At 76.8% G+C, this 4,737-nt stretch carries 4 protein-coding genes; all 4 read left to right on the top strand.

The genetic code is table 11. The features are described from left to right. Positions 1–124 precede the first annotated feature (124 nt). Positions 125–868, top strand: a complete 744-nt coding sequence (locus tag AB0K34_RS46100) for a hypothetical protein (protein WP_364554848.1) — start codon at positions 125–127, stop codon at positions 866–868. Positions 869–952: 84 nt separating this feature from the next. After that, positions 953–1,687, top strand: coding sequence for a response regulator transcription factor (locus AB0K34_RS46095; RefSeq protein WP_301178099.1), 735 nt, complete (start codon positions 953–955; stop codon positions 1,685–1,687). Then, positions 1,684–3,162, top strand: a complete 1,479-nt coding sequence (locus AB0K34_RS46090; RefSeq protein ID WP_364554846.1) for a HAMP domain-containing sensor histidine kinase — start codon at positions 1,684–1,686, stop codon at positions 3,160–3,162. The genes AB0K34_RS46095 and AB0K34_RS46090 overlap by 4 nt, the downstream gene beginning before the upstream one ends. A gap of 116 nt (positions 3,163–3,278) precedes the next feature. After that, complete coding sequence (locus AB0K34_RS46085) at positions 3,279–4,607, top strand: glycosyltransferase (RefSeq protein ID WP_301178101.1); 1,329 nt, start codon at positions 3,279–3,281, stop codon at positions 4,605–4,607. The last annotated feature ends 130 nt before the right edge of the window (positions 4,608–4,737 follow it).

Raw genomic sequence — 4,737 nt, 5'->3', positions numbered from 1 at the left:
AGGTCGCGCACGGTCCTCCGGCGCCGTTCCGGCATCGGGCCCCCTTCTCCCGCGGCCGCCGCGCGGCCGCGTCCCCCCGGTTCCCAGGTCTTGACTCGCCGGGCGGACCGCGTCCGCGCCGGCCGTGCAGATCGCCACCAGGGCCGTCGTGGACGCCGCGATCGACACCGCCGCCGACGCCGCGACCGAGGCCGCGCTGACCGCCGGCCGCGACATCGTCGCCCGGGTCGTCCGAGACACCGCCGAGCAGGCCGCCCGCGACCTCGCCGCCGCCCTGCGCGACACCGCCCGCGACACCGGCCTCACCGCCGAACTCGCCCCGCTCGCCGGCACCGCCGGGGACCTGGCCGCCCGCGCCGCCGGATCCGGCACCGCCCGCACCGCCGCCGGCCTGCTCACCGCCGCCGCCGGCAGCCACCTCGCCCGCACCGCCCGCGACCTCGCCGCCCGCGCCGCGACCCGCGCCGCCACCGCCGCGATGGAGGCCGCCCTGCGCGAACTGCTCCGCGACGCCCTCCGCCTGGCCATGCGCGAGCGGCTGCGCGGCATGATCCTGGAGATCTCCCGCGACGTCGTCGTCGACGTCGCCAAGACCACCTGGACCACCGCCACCCGCCCCAGTGCCGCGACCGCGACCGCGACCGAGGTCAGCGCGGAGGTCGGGGAGGCCGGGGAGACCACCGTCGTCACCGCGACCGTGGTCGTCGAGACCGCCCCCGCCGCCGAACCGCACCCCGCCGACGCGCACCGAAACCAAGCGCAACGCGCCGAATCGCGGGACCCCGGTGACGTGTGGGCCGAGGCCACCGCCGAGGCCACCGCCGAAACCGCCGCCGAAACCGACGGCGGGGCCCCGCCGCGCGCCTGAACCGCCGCTCAGAAGATCCTGAGAGAACCATGAGAAACCACCGCCGGTGCGCGGGCCGCCACCGGCGCTGTTTACGGTGAGTGCATGGAGCCCGACACCCCGGAGACCGGACCCGCGCGGATACTGGTGGTCGACGACGAACCCGCCGTCCGCGAGTCGCTGTCCAGCAGCCTGGAGTTCGAGGGCTACCGGGTCGCCGGCGCCGCCGACGGCGTCACCGCCCTCGACCGGGTCCAGCGCGACACCCCCGACCTGGTCGTCCTGGACGTCCTCATGCCGCGGATGGACGGCCTGACCACCTGCCGGCGGCTGCGCGCCCTCGGCGCCACCATGCCCGTCCTCATGCTCACCGCCCGCGACATGGTCGGCGACCGCGTCACCGGCCTGGACGCCGGCGCCGACGACTACCTCGCCAAACCCTTCGAACTCGACGAGCTCCTCGCCCGCGTCCGCGCCCTGCTGCGCCGCGCCGCCATGACCGCCGCCCCCGCCGCCGGCGCCGCCCGGCAGGACGTCCTGGCGTTCGACGACCTGCGCATGGACACCCGCACCCGCGAGGTCACCCGCGCCGGCCGGCCCGTCGAACTCACCCGCACCGAGTACATGCTGCTGGAGATGTTCCTCGCCCACCCCCGCCAGGTCCTCACCCGCGAGCAGATCCTGGAGACCGTCTGGGGCTTCGACTTCGAACCCGCCTCCAACTCCCTGGACGTGTACGTGATGTACCTGCGGCGCAAGACCGAGGCCGGCGGGCTGCCGCGGCTGGTCCACACCGTCCGCGGCGTCGGGTACGTGCTGCGGACGGCGGCGTCCCCGTGACCCGGCCCGCCGGCGGCGGGACCCGCGCCCGCGTCGCCCGGCGGCTGACCCTGCGCGCCCGCATGGCGCTGCTGACCGCCGCGGCCGTCGCGCTCGCCGTCGCCGCCTGCGCCACCGCCGGGTGGCTGCTCACCCGCAACCAGCTGTACCGGGAACTGGACCGGCGGCTGGCCGTCACCTCCGGCGGCCCGCCCGAGGCGCCCGGCGGCCCCGCCGGGCCGTTCCGCGCCCGCACCGCCCGGCAGGTCCAGACCGCCCTCGCCGACTGCACCGACCGGCCCACCGCCGCGCTCAACGCCCTGCCCGGCCCCTACGAGATGATGCAGGTCGTCGCCGCCGACGGGCGCCGCTGCACCGTCCCCGGCGCGGGCGCGCTGCGCGTCACCGACGCCGACGCCGCGGTCGCCCGCGGCGAACGCGGCCACGTCTACCACGACGGCACCGGCGTCACCGCCGCCGGCGCCGACGACCACGTCCGGGTCCTCACCCGCGGGTTCCGCACCCCCGACGGCGGCACCGCCGCCGTGTCCTACGCGCTGTCGCTGGACGAGGTCGAAGGGCCCCTGGACAACCTCGCGCTGCTGCTCACCGCCGTCACCGCCCTCGGCGTGCTGGTGTCGGCCGCCTCCGGCCTCATGATCGCCCGGGCGTCGCTGCGGCCGGTGGACGAGCTGACCGGCGCCGTCGAGCACATCGCCCGCACCGAGGACCTCGCCACCCGCATCCCCGAGGAGGGCACCGACGAGATCGCCCGGCTCAGCCGCTCCTTCAACAGCATGACCGCGCAGCTCGCCGCGTCCCGCGAACGCCAGCAGCAGCTCATCGCCGACGCCGGCCACGAACTGCGCACCCCCCTCACCAGCCTGCGCACCAACATCGACCTGCTGCTGCGCGCCGAGGCCACCGGCCGCGACCTGCCGCCCGCCGCCCGCCGCAACCTGCTCACCAGCGTCAAGGCGCAGATGCTGGAGCTGTCCAGCCTCGTCGGGGACCTGCTGGAACTGGCCCGGCCCGCCGAGGCGCAGCCCGTCCACGAGACCGTCGCGCTGCACGACGTCGCCGGCCGCGCCGTCGAACGCGCCCGGCTCCGCGGCCCCGGCCTCACCATCGAGGCCGCGATCGGCCCCTGGTACGTGCTCGGCGACCCCGCCTCCCTGGAACGCGCCGTGGTGAACCTGCTCGACAACGCCGTCAAGTTCTCCCCGCCCGGCGGCACCGTCACCGTCGGCCTCACCGGCGGGGAGCTGACCGTCCGCGACCACGGGCCCGGCATCCCCGCCGCCGACCTCCCGCACGTGTTCGAGCGGTTCTGGCGGTCCCCGTCCGCGCGGAGCCTGCCCGGCTCCGGCCTGGGCCTGTCCATCGTCGCCCGCGTCGTCGCCGAATCCGGCGGCAGCGTCGCCCTGGACCCCGCCCCCGGCGGCGGCACCCTCGCCCGCGTGAACCTCCCCGGCACCCCCCGGCCCCCCGACTGACCGGCCGCGGCGCCCTCCCATCCGCCCGGGGGGATGAGAGGGCGCCGGGCGCATTCTCATGCCGCCTTCATCGGCGGCTCACCGGCTTCCCACGGCCGCGCCGCACCCTCGGTCCCATGAGTCACCTCATCACCGAACGGGGCACGCCTGCCGCGCCGCCGCCGTCCCCGCCCGAGCACGCGGGACGGGGACGGCTGGTCGAGGTGGTCGTCCCCGTCCACAACGAGGAACGCGTCCTGGCCGCCAGCGTCCACCGCCTCCACGGCTACCTGGCCGACACCTTCCCCTACCCGTTCCGCATCACCGTCGCCGACAACGCCAGCACCGACGCCACCTGGACGATCGCCGCCGGCCTGCAGGCCCGGCTCCCGCACGTGCGGGCCGTCCGGCTGGAGCAGAAGGGCCGCGGGCGGGCGCTGCGGCACGTGTGGGGCGGCAGCGACGCCGACGTCGTCGCCTACATGGACGTCGACCTGTCCACCGACCTGGACGCGTTCCTGCCGCTGGTCGCGCCGCTGATCTCCGGGCACAGCGACCTGGCCATCGGATCGCGCCTGACCCGCGGCTCCGCCGTCGTCCGCGGCCCCCGCCGCGAGGCCATCTCCCGCTGCTACAACCTGCTGCTGCGCACCGCGCTCGCCGCCCGCTTCACCGACGCCCAGTGCGGGTTCAAGGCCGCCCGCACCGAGATCGTCCAGGCGCTGCTGCCCGCCGTCGAGGACGAGGCGTGGTTCTTCGACACCGAACTGCTGCTGCTCGCCGAACGCAACGGGCTGCGCATCCACGAGGTCCCCGTCGACTGGGTCGACGACCCCGACTCCCGCGTCGACGTGCTCCGCACCGCCCGCGACGACCTGCGCGGCATGGCCCGCGTCGCCCGCCGCATCCTCACCGGCGCGTTCCGCGCCCCCGTCGCCCGCGCAGCGCCGACGGCCGGCCTGCCCGCCGGGATGCGCCGGCAGCTGCCCGCCTTCGCCGTCATCGGCGTCCTCAGCACCCTCGCCCAGCTCGCCCTGTTCCTGCTGCTGCGCCTGGCCATGGGGCCGCTGTGGGCGAACGCGGTGTCGCTGACCGTCACCACGATCGGCAACACCGCCGCCAACCGGCGCTTCACCTTCGGCGTCACCGGCACCCGCCGCGCCCTGCGCCACCAGCTCGAAGGCGGCGCCGCGTTCCTGTTCGGCCTCGCCCTGTCCACCGGCGGCCTGGCGCTGCTGCACGCCGCCGCGCCCGGCGCGTCCCGCGCCGTCGAGCTCGCCGCGCTCGTCACCGCCAACGCCGCCGCCACCCTGGCCCGGTTCCTGCTGATGCGCGCATGGATCTTCCACCCCCGCCGCCTCGACCGCCGCCACGGCACCAGCCACGGCACCAGCCACGGTGAGCAGAGCGGGCACGGCGACCGGCTCCCCGCGGCCGGGGACGGCACCGCGGGGACCACGTCATGACCGCCCCCGCCACCTCACCCGCCGCCCGCCCCCCCCCCGGCAGCCGGGCGCACGCCTCCCCGGTGAGGAGTCAGGCGGGGCGGACCGGGTGGCGGAGGATCGTGCGCATCTGTGCCGGGTCGGTCTCCTG

It is taken from the genome of Actinomadura sp. NPDC049382 (genome assembly GCF_040677125.1).
In the GTDB taxonomy this organism is placed as follows: domain Bacteria; phylum Actinomycetota; class Actinomycetes; order Streptosporangiales; family Streptosporangiaceae; genus Spirillospora; species Spirillospora geliboluensis.
Note: the sequence above shows the minus strand (reverse complement) of the source record. Positions and strands in the feature narration are given on the sequence as shown.

What these genes read in the sequence shown, in the direction of transcription:
- AB0K34_RS46095 (WP_301178099.1), top strand. Translation starts at nt 953, where the DNA reads ATGGAGCCCGACACCCCGGAGACCGGACCCGCGCGGATACTGGTGGTC.
- AB0K34_RS46085 (WP_301178101.1), top strand. Translation starts at nt 3,279, where the DNA reads ATGAGTCACCTCATCACCGAACGGGGCACGCCTGCCGCGCCGCCGCCG.